This is a genomic window from Pseudomonas sp. KBN10P06128, from assembly GCF_037574945.1.
In the GTDB taxonomy this organism is placed as follows: domain Bacteria; phylum Pseudomonadota; class Gammaproteobacteria; order Pseudomonadales; family Pseudomonadaceae; genus Pseudomonas; species Pseudomonas aeruginosa.
Window position 1 is genome coordinate 1,983,898 of the sequence record NZ_JBBELR010000001.1, and the last position, 17,534, is coordinate 2,001,431.

Below are 17,534 nucleotides of genomic sequence, written 5' to 3' on the forward strand. Positions count from 1 at the left end.
ACGGTGGGCTGTGCTGCAGCATTTCGGATCCGAGCTGCATGGGGGCATGTCGCTGACAACGTCAGCAGATCACGCGTTCATCATCGAAGCAGGGGGCGAAAGTGTCAAGGTCAAGCAGGAGGGGGAGCGGATGCAGGATACAGCGGGCGGAGAGCGAGGGCGGAAGAGCGCGGCTGGTAGAAACCCTGTCAAAGGTTTCCCCAGCCGTGTCTGGAAGGGGAGTCAAGTGAGCCACCTGTGGTTGAATCGTCGATCCCTGGGCATTGATCGTCTCGATCCCATCACCCGGCCATTATCGTGGCTTGGCCAGCAAACAGTAGGCACGCATCCGCGTACAAAGGGAGCCCTGCGTATCACCGGCGGGCCACCGGCAGGGAGAAGGATCCCGATGGGTAGCCTGATGCCCCTGGAGCAGGAGCATCAGGCTACCCATGGAGAGGGGAAAAGGAGGGGCCGTAACACCAGTACGACCCTTAAATCGAGGAAACACCGAACCTCTTGAGAACCCTATGTGCCTTTAAACTCGCTCGACACGAGTTGACGGCTGCATGACAAGCAAAAGAACAGGGAGACACAGGGAGAATTCTCAACCAGATCCGCACGCCCCACCCGGTGTTGTAGCGTGCTTACGGTTTGGAGATGAGGCGAACCTGCATCACCAGGGCGCTACTGATGACCGTCAGTAGCCAGCGGGGTGAAATCAAAGTTGATGGCATTATGTGTTCAGAAGGCTGGTTTATCAAGCAGCGCCGGGGTTTACTGGCCTCTGGAGGTTATTTGACCGCGACCACCGCGCCCTCGGGGATGGGCGCAGGGAGCGCAATGGCAGTGGCTCCGAGGCGGCGCGTGACTAACTGGCCGTTGCGCCTGACACCAACTAGGTCGGATTCCGTACCGGCATCCACGGCTGCCGCCAGCCCTGCCGGCGGCGAGGCGATGAAGGCGTAGCTGGTGTCGGCGGCGATGTAGCCCTGAAGCCGCGCTGGCTTGCGGAACCAGGCCGGTAAACCAAGAGCGGAGTCCGCCGGCGAACCGCTGAAACCGGGGTTGGCGTGTGCGTACTCCGCCAGCCTGGAGCGGTAGAGCAGCAAGCTCCTGGCCAGGGTATCGACCTCGGCCAGTTCGGCGCTCGAGGTCGCGTGGTCGCTTTGTACACTCAGCCAGGTTCCGGTGAGCAGGGTGAGCAATAGGGCAATCCAGAGCAGCGGCATGATATCTGGAGGACTCCCTAGTTGAGGTAGGTGGCCGTCACACGCATGCCGGCGGAGTTGCCGAATCCTGCGAGCACAACGGTGCTGTAAAGGCAGAACCGGTGTCCGGCTTTCACCATGGCGGAGATCGAGGCGTCTTCAACTACGTCAGCGTTTCGCCCAGCGGTGGAGCGCGCTTGACCAACGATCACGCCATCGACTTCCAGGCGCAGAACGCCGGGGCCGGAGCCATTGATCAGCGCGTCCCTGGATACCGCTTGGCAGTGGGTGCGGGGTCGGTTATCGGCGGGATACTGTGCCAGCACCACAGGGGTGGCGATATTCACGCCACTGGGCCGTTTCCACAGCCCATCGGTGCAGAATAGGGGGCCGCTGTTGTCTCTGCCTACCAGGCCATTGGGGGCGCATCCTGCATTTTCTGCCGCCAAACCATTGATCTGAAGGTACTCGCCGACGGTCGTTCTACCTTCGGAGCTGAGCTTTCCCCCTCTCAATTCTCCGCCGGTATAAACGTTCTTGTTCATCCACGACCTGACCCATGTGCTGTCACTCATATACCAGCCACCGTCCCACCGTTCGTTGTACCAACCTGAGTTACCGCGGGTCCTGAACCAGCCTCCGGTGTACGTCTCGCCGGCGACGTCAGCAGTGCCGGCTTTCACCGTGCCAGTGGCTGTCACGTTGCGCGCGCTGATGTCCGCGCTGGTCGTGATGTTTCCGCTGGCGGTGACCGCTCCGGCTGCGGCGATATTGTTGCCGCCCATATTCAATGCCGTGTTCATCCGGTTGAGCTCGGGATGACCCGGGACGGCATTGCGGTAGAGGTACTCGTTGGCAATGGCGCCGTCCTGGAAGAACAGCGCCGTCGCCAGGTGTCCAGCGCCGGGAGCGCTACCGAAATTGCTCAAGGCCACCTGCCAGGCGGCGCCCTGGGCGACACTGGTGTTGGTTTTCGAGATGTAGCCCCCGGTGGCTCCCATGAGCTGCGCGATCCGGCGGATCGAGAGTTCGGAAGCTACCTGTCCACCCGTGGTCACGATCAGCGTTTCGAGCTGGTTGGCCGCCGGCTTGCGGGCCAGTACCTGGTATTGCTGGCCGTAGATGTTGGTGTCGCGGAAGCCTGCGGGCAGGTAACGGGTGTTGCGCAACATCGGGACGGTGATCACCGCCGGGGCCGTGGCGCCGGCGCTGGCCAGAACCGTGCTGAAGTTGTCCTTCAGGTACTTCTCCGCTGCCTTGGCCACCTGCTGTTGCTGCTGGGCCGCGTGCTGTTCATTCAGGCCGTCTAGATAGCTCATCAAGACTGAAATCCCGCCGGTAGTCGCGATGGCGATAACGATCAAGGCGATCATTAATTCAATTGAGATAAAGCCGCGGCTGAGCTTGAGGTTATTCATAGATAGGCTCCCACAGGCTTTTGCGAGCCTGGCGATTCACATCGTCCTCAAGTAGATGAATCTGCTGCCGGCGGATCTTATCGCGCATGGCGACGGAGTCCACTCCGGTGAAAAGCAACGGTTCTGCGTGCAGTCTTCGAGCGCCGCCATCACTTACCAACTCCTGGCAGATCACGGCCTGAATGCCTTCAGCCACGACGTCGTAGGCATTGGACGCGAGGGGTTTGGCCAGGGTGATCAGCCGTTCGATGGCTTGCGGGCAGTTCTTGGCGTGGATGGTCGATATGACCAGGTTGCCGTTCAGCGAAGCTTTGCAAGCCTGATAGGCGGTGTCTTCGTCGCGGATCTCGCCGATCAATATCAGGTCGGCTCCGGTACGCAGGGTGCGCAACAGGGCTTCGCTGTAGCCTCCCGAGCGTCGTGAGGTTCTGACTTGGATACAGCGGCCGAGTCCATGTTGGCCGCTGAGATTGGTTTCTTGTGGATCCTCGACTGTGAAGCCAACCCCGCCCAGGGTCTGCAGTCGGGCGAGAATCAGCGAGGCGGCGGAGCTGGTCTTGCCGGTCGCCATATCGCCACAGAACAGGATCAAGCCCTGCAGTTGCGGGTTCAGGAGCGTAGCGACCACCTCGCTCGGATAGCCGATATCCTCGAAGCTTCGAACTTGGGCTGTCGACCGGCGCAGCACGAAGACACTCCCGCCGTTGAAAGCATCTTCCAGTTGGGTGACGCGCAGCAGCACACCGTCGACGACGATGGCGAACTCGGGATCCTGCAGCTCCTCCAGCGTTTGCCTGCAGAGCTGGAGCAGTTCCTGGGCGTGCGACTCCCACTCGCGAGGCACCTCGACTCGGCGCGCGCCGACGCCGGCCAGGCCCTTCACGTCGGCGAAGCCTTCACCGAGGTAAAGGTCGACGAACTGAGCCTGAATGATCGGGTTCACACTCACGAACTGTAGGTCCAGGTAATGCTGTTGCTATCGCTGCTGCAGGCCTGGGTCGCAGCCGCAGTGGTGACCTCACCAGTGATAGCGGTGCCGCTGTTGATCTTGGTCTGCTCGAAGGTGTTCTTCGCGATTTTGGTGCCCAGGGTGATACAGGCATCCTTGGGCAGCTTGCTGGTGGTGATCGAGAAGCCCATGCCGGTGGACGAGACAGTGACCGATCCGCCGTAGACGTTGTAGACGACGCCGGAGGAGACACTCATGTTCTTCGGCACGCCGTTGATTGCGATCAGGCTCGGGATCAGGTTGGTACCGCTGGAGCCGTAGCCCGAAGAGGTCTTCAGGGCACGTGCGTTGGCCGCAATGACGCTGATGTTGCGCTGTTCCTCGTTGGCGTTGGACGAACTGAACATCCCAGCCGCTGCGGCCAGGCCCAGGCCGACCCCGATGGCGATGATGATCAGCACGATGATCATCTCGATGGAAACGAAACCGCCCTGCGTCGGACGGGAGGTGCGTTGCGTAGTGCTCATGGAGCGCTCCTTGGTGAGGTTTCAGTGGTTCATGGATTGGATGAGCTGCTGTGCCTGGTAGGCGCCGAGCAGGACCAGGATCATCAGCGCGCCGATGAAGATCAGGGCGAAGTTCTTCACCAGCCCGGCGGCCAGCTCGATCTGCTTGAGGCTGGTCTCCTGCCAGCGGCGGCTGAACTTGACCAGAGCTTCGGAGAAGCCTCCCCGGTTGGCGAGGATGCACAGGTACTGGATGGCCTGTCGGTCGGGGAAATCGTGACCGGCGCTGCGAAGGGCGACTCCCAGGTTCTGGCCCAGGCCCACGCCGTAGCGGGCAGCTTCCAAGCGCTGCTTCAGCCAGGGCGGGGAGATCTTGATCATGCTGGCCAGGCTGTCGTAGGGGCGTATGCCGGCGTTGAGCATGACGGCCATGTTCAGCAGGAAGGTGGTGCCCTGGAGCATGCGGTAGATGGACCAGGGCGGCAGCATCCGGTCCAGCCAGACCCGGCCTTTCCAGCGGTAGGTCGGTAACGTGACGATGACCACCACCGTGAGGGTGATGACGGCGACCAGAACGTAGATACCAGGTCCTGTGACGAAGCTGGCAATGGCGTTGAGCGTGGCGAGCGGGCCGGTCCACGTGACTGGATCGGAGAGCCTGGCCAGGCTGGGGACCATGCGATAGGCCACGATGCACAGCAGGAACACCATCATGGCGGACAGCGCCGAGGGATAGAGCAGCGCCTGCCAGATGGTGGCGCGGATCCTGGCCTGGGCCTCGACCAGGGAGACGGCATCGCCCATGGCCTGAACCAGGTTGCCGCTCATCTCGCCGGCCTCGATCAGCGCTCGCTCCTGGGCGGGCAGATAGAGCGCCATGGCGGTGGCCAGACGCTTGCCGTTGGACAGCCCCATCAGCGCTTCGCGACTGGCGATGGCCACCGGATGAAACGGATGCTGTCCCTCATGAGCGAAGATCTTGTGCACCTCTGCCACAGCGTCCTTCAACGGGACCCCGTTTTCGAGCAGGGTGGACATGCTTTCGTAGAACTGCAGGCGTTCCTTGCGGCCGAACTGCTTGCTGTAGAAGGCGAACTGCAACTGCTCCCAGAAGCCCCCCATCAGCACGCCTCCTGCGAGTAGAAGCTGTCGTCGAGCAGATGCTCATCGAAGTCGAGTGGCCCAATGAAATCCTCGACTATCTGCGGGTCGAACATGCCCTCGTTGATGCGGCGGATGGCGTGGGCGTGCTTGGTGATGCCCTGCATGGTCTTGACCCAGTAGTTGCGTGCCTCGGCTGGGCCGCCTTTGGCGAACACACGCATGAAGGCCAGGGTGGGCAGCACCACCTCGGCGACGATCGAGCGGCCGTTGACTCCGGAGCCACGGCAGGCCTGGCAGCCAGGCCCCTTGACGTACACCTGGGAAACATCGGTCAAGCGCTGGACCCGTTCGACCAGATCGGGCGCGAGCTGGTCTTGGTGGTCTTGGAAGCGCACTTTGCAGTGGGGGCAGAGCTTGGGCAGCAGGCTCTGGTTGATCAGACCGGTCAGCAGGGCCGGATCGAACAGCAAGCCGGGGTCGACACCCAGGTCCTTGAGGCGCTGGACAATGCCGATCGCGCTATTGGTGTGCAGGGTCGACCACAGGCCGTGCCCGGTCATCGCGCCACGGAAGGCGGCGACAGCGGCGAAGAGGTCGCGCACTTCGCCGATCATCATGTAGTCCGGATCCAGGCGCATGCCGTTGGCGATGCCTGCGGCCCAGGCCTGGCGTTCTGCGTCTGGGTCAGTGGCGTCATAGACCAGTGGGGTCTGGTTGATGCCTTCGCCGCGAATGCGGTATTCCGGTGGATCCTCGATGGTCAGGATATGCTTGGATCCGCCATGCAGCTTATCGAGTCCTTCCATGGTGACCTTCAAGGTCATCGACTTCCCTGACCCGGTGGGGCCGGACAGGATGTTGATGCCGTAAGGCATGCGCATCATGCGATCGAACAGCGCGTTCTGCTCGGGCAGGTAGCCGAGCTGCTCCAGGCTGTCGAGGCCGGTATCGTCGTAGAGCAGCCGCAGGATCATCAGGAACCCACCGGCGCGCGGGCGGGTCGCGATCCGGGCGCCGAACAGGTTCAGCTTCTCGACGAAGGCCTGGCTCATCCGCGCGTCCTGGTCAAGTTGTGGCTTGAAAAGCGGCTCGGCCACGTCGCACATGGACTGGTAGATGGTTGCGCAAAGTTCGTGCAGTTCCTGGCTGCGGTACTGCTCGACGGTCTTCAGCAGGCCGTCGACGCGGAAACGGATCTTGCTGCCGGTGCCGGCGGGACTCACGACGAAATGCACGTCACTGGCGCGCAGCTCAGTGGCCTTACGAATGATCTTGACCACGCGCTCCTGCATCTGGGTGGCGCGCTGGCCATCGCTATCGACCAGGCCGTCCATGGCGACGGCGCGGTAGAGCTGGTGAATGGTCTGCAGGTCGGTGAGGTTGAGCTGGTATCGGAAGCCACGGCGATCGAGACGGTCGATGAACGACAGAACGTGAATGTCGTTCTGGTGGCTCTCCGATAGATAGAGCGTGCCGTCGGCGGCCAGGGCCATGATCTCTTGCAGGTGTTTCGAGACCTCCCACTCGCCACCGTCGGCGGTGAGCAGTTGGGTCACCATGGAGGGCTGTGCAAGCGCGGCAATTTGAAGGTTCGTCATGGCGGTACCTACTGGATGAACGGCTGCGGTACCGCCCCGGGCAGCGCCGGCGGAACGGAGGCGCCTTGGGCCGAGGAGGCGGCTTGGGTGGGGGCAACGCTGGAGAAGCCCACGGGCACGCGGTTGCCGTCCTTGTCGGTGAGTACGACCTGGTCCAGGGAGATCGACTCGACGCGGTAGTTGCCCGGCAGCTCCGCGCCGCTGGCGGCGTCAATCTCGTACCCGCCCGGGAACAAGAATGTGGCAGTCATCTTGCCTCCGGCGCCGTAGATGGTCCGCACCACCGGCGGAACCGGCTGCGTGATCGTCGGCGGCGCCGCCGGCACCGGCATGGCGAACGTCTGCCCCTGGGCGCTGACGATCTGGCCGGTTTCGCCTTTGCCCTCCAGTTGCCGCTGCGCCGTGGCCAGACGCACCTTGGCCTCGGTGAGGATGGCCTGGGCCTGGATCTCCGCCAGTTCGCCAACGGTGCCGGCGCAGGCCTGGCCGGACGCGAGGAGGAAGAGCACGGCCACGGCCATGCCGATCGGCTCAGTTCGCATAGATTTCTCCTGTGACAGTCCAGTCCAACTGGCTGTCCTTGAGCGTGGTTTCGAGGTTGGTGATGCGGACCCCGGCGGCGGGCAGCCCCTGGAAGGTCAGGTCTGCCGGGAGCCTGGTCTGGGCGCTGAAGGTGAATTTCTTCCAGGAAGGCAACACCACTTGCTGCTCCCTCGCCGCTTCCGCGCCAGGAAGGGGCGGAGTTGTCTCCTGGCTGATCGACAGCTTGGGCTCGACACCCTGACGGTACAGATGGCTGGTGAGCGCCTGCAGCGCGTCGTCGGCTGGCTGCAGCGGCTCATCGCTACCGATGGCGACTTTCAGGTCGACCTTCAGGGCCGCGGTGTTGCCGTTGTCGATGACGAAGGCGGGGCGGTCGGCGAACAGGTGCTGGCTGGCCGCTGTCAGGTCGGCTGCCGTGCTGTTGCCGGTACGGTGGTAGGTGGCGACCAGGACCCTGCCGTCGCACTTGCTGGATTCGAAGAGCCAGCCCTGGATCGACAGCGACAGTACCCCCGTTGCCTTGCTACAGGCGCGTAGCATGTCCTCGAGGTCAGGCATGAGCGTCCAGGGCTTCTGCAATGACGCCAGGTCCAGCGGCTGCTTGGCCTGGGCGTTCTTCTCGGCCAGCTCGGCGAGGCGCCTCTGCTCCTCGAGGAGCGCGGCTTGTCTGGCGAGCTCTTGCTGGTGGGCATTCCATAGGTAGTAGGCGGTTAGCGACCCGCCTACCAGGCAACCGAGCAGGGCCACTGCCGTCCACTCCCTGGCGGACAAGCCGAAGGTGAGTTGCCGGAGGCGGTAGTCGCGCCGCAGGCGCTTCGGCGCGAGCAGTTCCTCGATGTCGAAGTCCTTGACGGGGAAATCGAATCCTTCGGGAACGAAGACCTGTGCGTTTCGAAGCACGCCGCGCGTAGAGAGCTTCCTGACCCGGTCCCTGGCTTCGTCGAAGGTGGTGACCAGGTCCTGGCCGGGGACGATCGCGCCATCGAGCGTGGCGACCAGTGCGTAGCGGTCCTCGTCGACCTTCCAGCAGGCCAGGAAGTCGCCTTCGAACTGGCCTGAAAGCGCCGAGGCCAGGGAGTACATGCCCTTGACTGCGCCTTGCGACTTCGAAACGAAGCCGGCCTGGATCACTGTCGGCGAATGGCGGATGGCAACGATGTCCAGATGCTCTTCCTTGCCCAGCTTGCGCGCTTCCTTCATGTACTGCCGCTGGCTGGATAGCGGCCGCCAGAACAGGCCGCTGACGAACTTGTTGCCGTGGTAGCTCAGGATCGAGACGTCTGGTCCACGGCTACCGATGTCAGGTTTCTCCATGGTTCAGCCCAGCACGACGGGGGTGATCAGCACCACGATGACCTCGCGTTTGGTATTGCGGGTCAGCCCGCCGCCAAGGCCGAAGAATCCGGCGTCGCCGGTGCCGACCTTGTTGGTATCCTCGGTGGTCTGGTCGAAGCCGGAGAGCACCAAGGTCTCGCCGCTGCGCAGGCGTACCTTCTGGTCGAACAGCTGGATGTCGTAGCTCGGGAACTGGGCTTTGGAGTCTCCGCTGGTCTGCATTTCGAACGTCGGCCGGGAGGTCATGTTGATGTTGATCTTCAGCAGCATCTCGCCGCTTTCCATCACGAACGGCAGCAGGCTCATGTTGTAGCCGCTGGTCACTGCGCCCGGGATCAGCGAGGTGGTACTGCCGACCTGGGCGACGTTGGAGATCTGGCTGGAGGCCAGGTAGCTGTCGTAGCGGCCGATCTGGATCGGCGCCGACTGGAGGTTGAGCGTGGTCACGGACGGGGAGCGGACGGTCGAGACGCGGCCCTGCTGGGCCAGCGCCTGGACCATGGCCTTGGATCCTGCCCAGGCGCTGTTGGCGGTATCCAGGATGCTCACGGAGCCGGAGATCGCGCTTTGATCGATGCCTGGCATGGTGTTCTTCAGGCCGATGCCCCACTTGTTGTTGAGCGACTTGTAGACCAGGTTCCAGTCGATCCCCAGTTGATCCTTGTCGGTCAGGGCGACCGAGAGCACGTTGACGTTCAGCAGCACCTGCTTGGTGATGCTCTCGTTCTCCCGGTTGACCAACTGCTGGACGCGGTTGAGGACCTCTGGTCGGTCGGTGACGGTCAGGGTGCCCGTGGCACGCGACAGCGACATGCGTCCCATGCTCGGCGTCAGCATCGAGTTGATGCTGTTCTCTATGTCGCTGAGGATCGAGGTCTTCAGCTCGGAGCTGGTGGTCTGCTTGCTGCCGGAGTCGCCGCTGATGCCGGAGCTGCCATTCTGTCCAGTGGATCCGGAGCCATCCCCGCTGATGCCGGCGGCCGTCGTCATACCGGAACGCACGGTGGAGTCCACCGTGTTGACGTCGTCGAAGGCGTAGATGCGGAAGGTCCGAGTGTCCAGGTAGTAGAACTCGACCCGTTTCTCGGTTGGGTTGTAGCGCCAGGACACGCCGGCGCGGGCGGCGATGAGATCGAGGAACCCGCTGACCTTGCCGTTCCATTTGATGTTGTACAGCGACCGCGGGCCGTAGGACCCGAAGCTCGATCCCATGCTGCCGCCGGCACCTAGGGACATGCCGTTGGCGACGGAGGCAGGAAACAGCATGGTGGCCATGTCCTGGCCGCCTTGGATGGGCGGCGGGGCGTTGCTCGCGCGCTGCTGAGGTTGCAGGGCAAAAGCGGCCGGGTTCAGCGCGTCGGGCGTGATACTGACCGCCAGGTGGCATTGGTTGATGACTTCCTGGGCGGCCTCCTGCAGCGACGCTGCGCCTGCAGGGCGCCACGTCACGATGCAGTCACTGGACAAGGTGTGCGAAACGCTCAGGGGCTTCGTGCTGACCCAGGGTTTGTCGGAGAACACCACCGTATCGCGGCGATCCGGTCGGGTGTTGCGCATCTGTGCTGCGATCGTCGACGCGGAATCTGCCGTAGCTTCGACACGATCCGCCGACTCGTTCACCCGCGTGACCGAGCAACTGGCCAGCGCGGGGATCAGGAGGCAAGGCAAGAGGTTCTTCAGGGGGGCACGCATCAGTTCTTGCGCTCCTTGATGATGATCAGGGACTGCGGGCGGCTGGCGTTCACCAGGAAGGGCCGTTCGGCAGCGTCATACAGCGGGAACAGCTCGGATACCGCGTCCTCGAAGGAGCCGTGGAAGCTCAGGGGAGCTTCGATCGGATAGTTGAGATCCTGCGGCTCCCAGCGGACCGTCCAGCGTGCGCGCTTGGCCCAGGCTTCCAAGGTGTCGCGCAGGGTTGATCCCGTCTCGGCTGACCAGGACTGTGCCAACTGCCGGCTCGGCTCCGCCGGCGTGAGCACCTTGACCGGAGGGGCGGAAGCCACGGCCGGAGTGGGCGGCATGGACTTCACGGCGGAAGCCAAGGGCTTGATCGGTGCCAAAGCCGCGGGAGGAGAAGAGGGGTGGCCATCCTTGGCCGGTGCTGCTGGGGGGAACACAGTGGTGGATTCAGGCTTCTTGGTCGGAGCGGGGCTGGTTGTGATCGGCGCCGGCGTTGGCACCGAGGCGACCACGACGGGCGACTCCAGCGTGCTGACTTTCTCCGTGGAGGAGGGTTGCGCTACCGCCGCTGGAGTTGGGGCAGCGGGCTTCGCATACAGTTGCTGGACTGGTTTCGGCCTCGGCGCCGGGGGAAGTTGATAGCCCGGGCGAAGCACGAAGCAGACCTGCCGCGCCACTTCGTCGACCTTAACCTGCCAGGCTGGACCGGAGAGGACCTGGAGGGTGTTGCGCAGGGTCATGGGGCCGAGCTTGTACTGAGCCGCCGGCAGCGGCCGGGTGTAGAGGATGTTCACATGACCGGCCTCTGCCGGGCACAGCGAGTAACCCGAGCGGCTCATCACGTACTGCATGGCATCCTTGACACTCGGGTTCATGCTCGACGGGATGGTCACGTCGATGATCTGTGCCATCAGGTCGCGCTGGCCAGCGTCCGGCTGGGTGCTGACCAGGGTGTAGCGCCCGTAGCGCACGACGGGCTCCTTCTCCGGTTGTACGCCATTCGGGTACAGGTCCGGTGAGAGCAGGTCTGGATTGCGGCTGCTGTCGAAGGCGGGCCTGGCCGGCTCAGCCTTGTGGGTCGTGCAGCTGGCGAGCAGCAGGCACAGCGTGAGAGTGGTCAACTGCCTGGTCATTGAGGCCCCCTTTGATGATGGGGCACACAATGGCAGGCCAATCGCCATGCTTCAGCAGGAAATACTCGGCAACAGGGGAGGGGATTTATTTTGCCTATCCGAAGGATTGTGCTTCAAGGGGAGCCAACAGAATTTGGAACAAAGCGTGTGCTAAGGCTGCGAGCGATTGACTGTTTGTGATTTATAAGTCACAGTTGATCCATGGTTGAAGTCAAACAAACCGCCACTTTCATGGCATGGGAAAGCAAGCTAAAGGATCGGCGGGCAAAGGCCGTGATCGCCGCCCGTATCTTCCGATTGGCGAATGGACTACCCGGCGATGTGTCACCAGTCGGCCAGGGTGTGAGCGAGTTGAGGATTCACTATGGCCCAGGCTATCGGGTGTACTTCCAGCAGCGCGGGACGGAAATCGTCATCCTGCTATGTGGTGGAGACAAGAGCAGCCAGGCCAGGGATATAGAAATGGCGAAACGCCTGGCAAATGAGTGGAGGCCGCAATGACCGAGCAAATTTATGATTATGACCCCGCGCAAGCGCTGGATAGCCCGGAGGCCATGGCTCTGTTCATCGCAGACGCTTTGGATACTGGAGACACCGCCTATATCGCTAAGGCTATGGGAGTCGTGGCCCGCGCCAAGGGGATGACGGAGTTGGCCAAGGAAACGGGTTTGGCCAGGGAGCAGCTTTACAAATCGTTTAGTGAGCGCGGGAACCCTACATTGAAAACCATGCTGGCAGTAATGCGAGCTCTGGGAGTTGATCTGACCGCCCGCCCGCATGCTCAGTGAGAACTCGTCCAGTTAGAGTTCTCTCTCCCGATCCTTGGCTATCACTGGTGAATCGAGTTGCTGGGCTCACTCATGTATCGTGGTATCGCTCATACCTAGGGAATAGGACTTCCCTAATCTTTGAATCCATCACTGACTCTATCTCGTCATAGGTGAAGGGGTAGCGTGCAACTTCATCCTCGACGAGTTCTATGTATAGCGCTGGAACTGTAGGTTCCCGGTGAAGGTAATATAAGGCGATTGCTGTCGCCATTTCGCAAAGTCTATCTGGGTCGGCCAGCGTTTCCTTAATGTTTGCTAGCAGCTCTGGAGAGGCGGCATGTGCGAGCTCGTAGAGCGCCTCGATCTTCAGCAACGCTTGCAGCACCATATTTCTTCTGTAGTCGATAGTCGGTGAGGGCTGCTCGAATCTCATTTTTGGGGCATCTCCTGCTGAACAGTCGTGTCGTTGTGATCGAGCTTGCTTCCTGCTCCTCCGTGTTGCAGCAGGAAGTGCTCGGTTGGTGCGAGTAGTTTTTTTGCTGTGTCGATCAGCGGCTGGTTCAACCCGAGTAATCAGCGTTCGGCAAGGCTTGCGGCCAAAAGCGCACGGTTTCCGTCGACCTGCTCGGGCTCGATGAGGTCCTGGGCAACCTGGCGTTTCGCGTTGAGCAGTTGCCACAGCTGCTCGTCGATCGTGCCCTCGACCAGTGGGATCTTCACCACGACCATGCGGAGCTGGCCGTTGCGGTACGCGCGGTCTTCGGCTTGTTCCTGCTGACCGGGAGTCCAGGGCAGGCCGAGGAAAAACACGTAGTTCGCCGCAGTGAGGTTGTTGCCCGTCCCGGCGGCCGCCGTTGTGCAGATGAACACCCGGCAGTCGGGATCCTGCTGGAAGCGATCGATCGCCTTCTGCCGCTTGGTGAGCGAATCATTGCCCACCAGCGTGACGCAGCCGAGCCCGGCCTGCTCGCAGAGTTCCTTCAGCGCAGCCACGGTCGGCTTGAACTCGCAGAACAGGATCACCTTGTCCTCGGCGTCGAGCTCGCTCAACAGGTCCATCGCCACGCGAACCTTCACCGTTTCCAGGTAACGCCGCAGCGCGCCGAGTCGCGCGAAGACCGGTCGGTCCTCGAGGCGCAGCACGTCGTATTGCTGGCGTTCCTCGGTGGAGAGGGCCACCTTCAGCAACTGCCGCTGCTTTCCCTTGAGGCTGGGCAGCACATCTTTGCGCCTGCGCAGCATCCAGTCACCCAGCTCCGCCCGCAGACTCTGGCGGAACTCCGGGTTGCCGGCGAAACGGTCGCAGAACTCTTTCAGCGGCAGTTGGCCGATGGGGTGGCCTGAGAGGCGAAGCAGGGTGTGCAGCTCGGTTTCACGGTTGAGCACCGGCGTGCCGGTAAGCAGGTAGCGGTTCGGCACTTGGGCGGCAATGTCGAAACCGTGCCGCGTGCATTGCGCCGTCGGTTCCTTCATCCGCTGCGCCTCGTCGATGACCATCACGGCGAAGCGCGAAGCGTTGGCGACGAAGGGGCTCAACTGCTCGTAGTTGACCAGGATCCACTGCGCCTCTGGGTTGTCCTGCTGGATAGCCACGGTGGCCGAGGGATAGACCTGCTGGATTTCGCGCTGCCAATTGATCAACAGGGTGGCCAGGGTGATGACCAGAATTGGCCTGCCCGCCGCTCGGATCGAAGCGGCGATGACCGCCTGGCGGGTCTTGCCCAATCCCATGTCGTCGGCCAACAGGGCGCTGGTTCTCTGCAGCAGGTGAGCGATGCCGGCAGGCTGGTGGGCCAGTAGCGAGTAGCCCTGAAGCGCCGCCTCGATATCAGCCGAGCTGTACTCGGTGCGCTCGATCTCTGGCACCGCGGCGAGGTAGATGTCACAAGCTGACTCGTCCTCCAGGGATGGCGCTGCCGGTTCCTGCTGTGGACCGCCGATGCTCATGCTGGGCAGCTCGGTCGCCGGTGCGAAGCTACCGTCGCTGAGCAGCTCCTGGACGGTATCCAGGATCTCGAATTGTTCCTCGGCGAGGCCAAGCTCCAGGATCAGGTTGCTGCGGAGCAGCTCAGGTGTGGCGTCGATGCGCCAGGAGCTCGATGGGCGCAGGAACACCCCGCGCATCCGCCGAGCCACCGCCACCACACCGGGATGGAACTCGCCTGACAGCAAGACGCCGCCCTCGGCCAGCGGCGCGATGCGCAGCAGCAAACCCCAGGTGAAGGCCTGTCGGTCAAGCGAGGCCTGTGCAGATTCGACCATGCCGCTGAAGTCCCGCCAAGACTGTGAGTGGAGGCCTCCAGCGAGCTCGGCGAGTCGGTTGTACAGCGAGTCCAGTTCGGGCAGCAACTTGCCCTTGGGGACCCGCCAGTAGCGGTGCAACGGATGCTCCCGGGCGCTGATGAAGAAGCCGGACAGTTCCAGCAGCGCGCGGTTGCTGCCTGCGATGTAGGGGATCTTCAAGCCGAAGTCGTAGCCGTCGAAGATAGCCCGCTGCAGAAGCGTCGAAGGAGTCGCGGAGGTACGGTTGACCAGACGTGGACGGCTCATCGGTTTTCCAACCGAGTGAGCAGCCACTTCGCCGTGGCTTCGGCGAGGCCCGCCTTCCAGCGACCATCGGCGAAGCGCGTCATGTAGACGGTCATGTCGGGCCAGTTCAGGTTCGTCGCTATGGCTCCAGAGCGAATCCGTTCCATGAACCAGCGGTATGCCTGGCCGGCAGGAGAGTCGGCCGGCACGGGGTCATTATCGAGTTCGCGCAGTTGCACCGTGGAAAGGTGCTTGGGATTCCAGGGCCTACCTAGAGGCTCGCCATGCTCACGCCTGAGCTCCAATTCGGCAGAGGCCAGCGGACGACCAGCCTCACGTACTGAGAGCAGTCGGCAGTCTCCTCGGTAGGCGGCCTGGTCGTAGCTATCGATGCAATGTGCCAGAGCGATATGTTCGGCATAGAGGTCGGCAGGACAGCGGAGCTCGACGATCTGCAGGCCATTAGGGCAATCGACAAGGCCGACATGCAGCATTCCCTCCCAGGTGGTGTACTCGTCGGTGTCGACCAGATCGGGCAGGCTGCTCTGCACTGCAGCACGCAGTTCCCTCTGGACCTGGTGGTAGTCGTCCACCAGGTTGCCAGCCTGTCGGTAGGTACAATGACCCAGATACGCTTTCAGGGCGCTGCGCGCCTGCCGAACAACCTGTGAGTTCCCTTGGTCGAGGGCGGAATAGAATTCCTTGATGTCGCTCAGCCGTGCAGTGATTGCAAGCCATGCCGGATCCTGCCAATCCGACGGGCAGCCGTTGAAGAGACGGTTGTAGTCGGGCTTGGCGTTGTGAATTTGCCAAGGGATCGCATTGTAGGCGGCATAGAATGCTGTCCATTGAGCGCGAGTGATCGGCCGCCGGTTACCTAACGATGCTGCCAGTAGGAGAGCATGCCATCCCGAATATCGGCCTTCCCGTTTGCGATGGAAGAGAGCTCCTCCCGCACGGCCGGGACTGACGTGACTAAGAAATCGAATCGAGGACCGTGGCGCCTGAAATAGCCAGGCGAAAAAGTTGATGACCGAAATCCCTTCGTCCGCGACCTGCCCAAGAATACGGCCCATATCGAGGTACAAGTCGCATGGCACGGCGGCGGCCTGCGGTCGTTCACTGTCAAGCAGGGAAAAAGGGCAAGGAAGGAAATGGCAGATGCTCTCGCCGTTGTCGTTGGTCGTCGTGTGAGGCCAGACTCCCTCCTCGCAATCCACCAGTAGCGGCGTCAAGACCGGCTGAGCCTTCAGCATCTGCAGCCGGCGCGCCTGATTGCCTTGAGCCAGCCAGTTGTAGAGCTGGGGCGAGAGGCACCGAACCGAGCAGATGGCGAACAGCAGGTCTTGGTCCAGGAGCTGTCTGAAGGTTCGCAAGACCGCTCCGATCTGCTTCAAGTAGAACTGGCGCCTTGGTGCGTAGTAGCGCTTGTTGCTGTGGCTCGGATACACGAGGCGATGTTGAAGTCCGAGATCGTCCCTGGCCATCTGTGTGGCTAGGTCGTGCGCTCGTCTGGTGTATGAGCTGAGTACAGCAACTGCGTCGTCGAACTTTTGAAGGCGCTGTAGCAGCTTCAACGCCCCTGCTGGGGACGGCGTGCTTGCCGGGATACGATGGGCAGGCTTGCACTCCCACGCACCGATTAGTTGACCGTCGAATACCTGGAGCAGTGGCCCTGCACGCATGATGGTGTAGCGCACACCGTTGTCAGCAGCGACGGTGATGCACCAGCACCTGGTCGTAGAGGTGCTGCGCAGGTAGTGACGGATGAACTTGGTTCGAGCTGTCCCTGCGAGGGAAAAATGGGTTGCCCAGGTGTTGGCAACGGCGAGCTGCCGCTCGCTGTAGCGGGCCAGGGATGGATCCTGTAGCGGCCCGCTAGGGGAGGCATTGTCGAGTGGTACCACGCGCTTGCTCCTGTGTAAGCGAGTAGCACTGTGGCCGGTTGGTGTGCTTCGGATCGATGGGAAATGTTCAGGCCACGCGGCCTGAATTTTCTTGCAGGTCTGACCGCGAGCTCAGCCTGAGATGAGACATTTCAGCCTTGCCTTCCAGCCTCGCGGTTGCTCTTCAGATGGTTTTCTCCGAATGAGGTCGATGAGTTGCTCCCGCGCCTGGGCTTCGTTCAGAGATATTTCCTCCTGAGTCTTGAGGTTCAGCCAGTTCAAAGTGGTCTGGTAGGTATCCATCTTCCAGCCAGCAGTATCTTCCCGGCCCAACTGCACGCGCTCCGGATGAACTTGTACAGGCAGCCCTTGTAGCAGGACCTGTTGCCGGAGTTGCCCGTACAGGCGGTAGAAGGCGTCGTTGACCTGGTAGTGGTTGAGCGTCACGTCGTGGAGCTGGCTCTTCTGCTGCTCGGCCAGGAAGAATCGAGCAATACAGGTGCGGTGGTTGCCGTCGGAGCCGACGTAGAAGCTCAAGCCATCGAGCGTGTTGTAGTGGATCGCGGGCCTACGCTCCGTTGGCTGCAGGTAGTAGCTCGGGTTGTCCAGCAAGGCCTGCAGGTTTCGCTGCATTCGCTTGCCGCCAGTGAGGAAGTCGAGCCAGGACCTTCCCCGGTAGTCTTTGCGGTCGGTACCCACGACGCGGAACACATTGATCGATCCCGTCTCGGTCCAGTAGTGGCTTTGAAGGAAGGCGTGCTTTTCCTGGGGGTAGGCTTCCTCCCACGACAGCAGGACCTCTGATGCCCATGCTGGCGGTTGCTCGACTTGCCTGCGCACGAAGTCGAAATTGAGGTTCCTGTCGGTGCTGGTCTGCATGTTCATGTATTTAC

At 62.1% G+C, this 17,534-nt stretch carries 17 protein-coding genes; 2 read left to right on the plus strand and 15 right to left on the minus strand.

Going from position 1 to position 17,534, the window contains the following annotated elements:
• Window positions 1-773 precede the first annotated feature (773 nt).
• From pilM to pilL2, 10 genes are read right to left on the minus strand one after another with little or no spacing between them, the layout of a single operon-like run.
• Entirely contained in the window at window positions 774-1,211 is a 438-nt protein-coding gene (gene pilM, locus VQ065_RS09440) for a type IV pilus biogenesis protein PilM (RefSeq protein ID WP_003120998.1), read from the minus strand.
• 17 nt (window positions 1,212-1,228) lie between these two features.
• The gene (gene pilV, locus VQ065_RS09445; protein ID WP_003099769.1) at window positions 1,229-2,608 is read right to left on the minus strand and encodes a shufflon system plasmid conjugative transfer pilus tip adhesin PilV; all 1,380 of its coding nucleotides are present in this window, start codon (window positions 2,606-2,608) and stop codon (window positions 1,229-1,231) included.
• Window positions 2,601-3,557, minus strand: a complete 957-nt coding sequence (locus tag VQ065_RS09450; RefSeq protein ID WP_003448639.1) for an ATPase, T2SS/T4P/T4SS family — start codon at window positions 3,555-3,557, stop codon at window positions 2,601-2,603. Before VQ065_RS09450 ends, pilV begins: the two co-directional genes overlap by 8 nt.
• The gene (locus VQ065_RS09455; protein ID WP_003120996.1) at window positions 3,554-4,084 is read right to left on the minus strand and encodes a type 4 pilus major pilin; all 531 of its coding nucleotides are present in this window, start codon (window positions 4,082-4,084) and stop codon (window positions 3,554-3,556) included. The genes VQ065_RS09450 and VQ065_RS09455 overlap by 4 nt, the downstream gene beginning before the upstream one ends.
• Window positions 4,085-4,105: 21 nt before the next feature.
• Window positions 4,106-5,185 (minus strand): type II secretion system F family protein, encoded by a 1,080-nt coding sequence (locus VQ065_RS09460; RefSeq protein ID WP_003123335.1) that lies wholly within the window; start codon window positions 5,183-5,185, stop codon window positions 4,106-4,108.
• Window positions 5,185-6,765, minus strand: a complete 1,581-nt coding sequence (locus VQ065_RS09465) for a GspE/PulE family protein (protein WP_003120994.1) — start codon at window positions 6,763-6,765, stop codon at window positions 5,185-5,187. The genes VQ065_RS09460 and VQ065_RS09465 overlap by 1 nt, the downstream gene beginning before the upstream one ends.
• A gap of 8 nt (window positions 6,766-6,773) precedes the next feature.
• Window positions 6,774-7,307, minus strand: coding sequence for a type IV pilus biogenesis protein PilP (pilP, locus tag VQ065_RS09470; RefSeq protein WP_003120993.1), 534 nt, complete (start codon window positions 7,305-7,307; stop codon window positions 6,774-6,776).
• On the minus strand, window positions 7,297-8,622 hold the full coding sequence (pilO2, locus tag VQ065_RS09475) for a type 4b pilus protein PilO2 (protein ID WP_024947295.1): 1,326 nt from the start codon (window positions 8,620-8,622) through the stop codon (window positions 7,297-7,299). The genes pilP and pilO2 overlap by 11 nt, the downstream gene beginning before the upstream one ends.
• Before the next feature lie 3 nt (window positions 8,623-8,625).
• A complete protein-coding gene (gene pilN, locus VQ065_RS09480) occupies window positions 8,626-10,335 on the minus strand; it encodes a PilN family type IVB pilus formation outer membrane protein (RefSeq protein ID WP_003123331.1) in 1,710 nt (569 codons plus the stop codon).
• Window positions 10,335-11,456 (minus strand): PFGI-1 class ICE element type IV pilus protein PilL2, encoded by a 1,122-nt coding sequence (gene pilL2, locus VQ065_RS09485; RefSeq protein ID WP_003448658.1) that lies wholly within the window; start codon window positions 11,454-11,456, stop codon window positions 10,335-10,337. Before pilL2 ends, pilN begins: the two co-directional genes overlap by 1 nt.
• Window positions 11,457-11,657: 201 nt before the next feature.
• On the opposite strand from pilL2, the gene VQ065_RS09490 reads away from it, so the two are divergent.
• Together VQ065_RS09490 and VQ065_RS09495 are read left to right on the plus strand one after the other, a co-directional pair.
• Window positions 11,658-11,957 (plus strand): type II toxin-antitoxin system RelE/ParE family toxin, encoded by a 300-nt coding sequence (locus VQ065_RS09490; protein ID WP_003120987.1) that lies wholly within the window; start codon window positions 11,658-11,660, stop codon window positions 11,955-11,957.
• Window positions 11,954-12,244: an addiction module antidote protein gene (locus tag VQ065_RS09495; RefSeq protein ID WP_003448662.1), complete on the plus strand. Its 291-nt coding sequence runs from the start codon at window positions 11,954-11,956 to the stop codon at window positions 12,242-12,244. Before VQ065_RS09490 ends, VQ065_RS09495 begins: the two co-directional genes overlap by 4 nt.
• A 70-nt stretch (window positions 12,245-12,314) precedes the next feature.
• Here the strand turns inward: VQ065_RS09495 and VQ065_RS09500 are convergent, their stop codons facing one another.
• The 5 genes from VQ065_RS09500 to VQ065_RS09520 all read right to left on the minus strand — a co-directional run bounded on the left by VQ065_RS09500 (window position 12,315) and on the right by VQ065_RS09520 (window position 17,526).
• The gene (locus VQ065_RS09500) at window positions 12,315-12,659 is read right to left on the minus strand and encodes a hypothetical protein (protein ID WP_003448665.1); all 345 of its coding nucleotides are present in this window, start codon (window positions 12,657-12,659) and stop codon (window positions 12,315-12,317) included.
• Complete coding sequence (locus VQ065_RS09505; RefSeq protein ID WP_033179080.1) at window positions 12,656-12,790, minus strand: hypothetical protein; 135 nt, start codon at window positions 12,788-12,790, stop codon at window positions 12,656-12,658. Before VQ065_RS09505 ends, VQ065_RS09500 begins: the two co-directional genes overlap by 4 nt.
• A gap of 9 nt (window positions 12,791-12,799) precedes the next feature.
• The gene (locus VQ065_RS09510; protein WP_010792226.1) at window positions 12,800-14,776 is read right to left on the minus strand and encodes a DEAD/DEAH box helicase; all 1,977 of its coding nucleotides are present in this window, start codon (window positions 14,774-14,776) and stop codon (window positions 12,800-12,802) included.
• Window positions 14,773-16,662 carry a hypothetical protein gene (locus VQ065_RS09515; protein WP_003448700.1) on the minus strand — a complete coding sequence of 630 codons (1,890 nt, stop codon included), beginning with the start codon at window positions 16,660-16,662 and terminating at the stop codon, window positions 14,773-14,775. Before VQ065_RS09515 ends, VQ065_RS09510 begins: the two co-directional genes overlap by 4 nt.
• Before the next feature lie 111 nt (window positions 16,663-16,773).
• Complete coding sequence (locus tag VQ065_RS09520) at window positions 16,774-17,526, minus strand: hypothetical protein (RefSeq protein ID WP_003120982.1); 753 nt, start codon at window positions 17,524-17,526, stop codon at window positions 16,774-16,776.
• Window positions 17,527-17,534: the final 8 nt, after the last annotated feature.